The sequence below is a fragment of the Streptococcus mitis subsp. hohhotensis genome (genome assembly GCF_020089495.2).
Lineage (GTDB): Bacteria > Bacillota > Bacilli > Lactobacillales > Streptococcaceae > Streptococcus > Streptococcus hohhotensis.
Genome location: NZ_JAIRCA020000019.1, coordinates 1 through 383, shown reverse-complemented (window position 1 = coordinate 383; position 383 = coordinate 1). Strand labels below are relative to the sequence as shown.

1 pseudogene is annotated in these 383 nt (G+C 40.7%); it reads left to right on the top strand.

Annotated elements, in window-relative coordinates:
* Window positions 1–383: pseudogene (locus K4Z77_RS07840) on the top strand (IS30 family transposase); the annotation flags it as partial.

Sequence of the window (383 nt, the reverse complement as noted above, 5' to 3'; positions counted from 1 at the left end):
AACCTTCCCTGTCCTCTACTCAATAAGGCTCCCTTTGTCTGTAATGGATGCCCTAAAAGAAGACAAAATTGTGGATTTAAAAAAATCTTCTACCTCGCTAAACAAGCTCAAAAACAATACGAACAAACTCTTGTAGAAGCTCGTGAAGGAACTCCTCTCAATTCCAAGACCTTCTGGGACATGGACAAAGTCATTTCTGATGGTGTTAAAAAGGGACAACACATCTATCATATCCTCAAAACTCATAACCTTGATGTCAGCTCCTCAACCGTCTATCGACATATCCGAAAAGGATACCTATCTATCGCTCCTATTGACCTAGCCAGAGCCGTTAAATTCAAAGAAAGACGGAAAAGTAAGCTACCTTCCATCCCTAAAGAAGC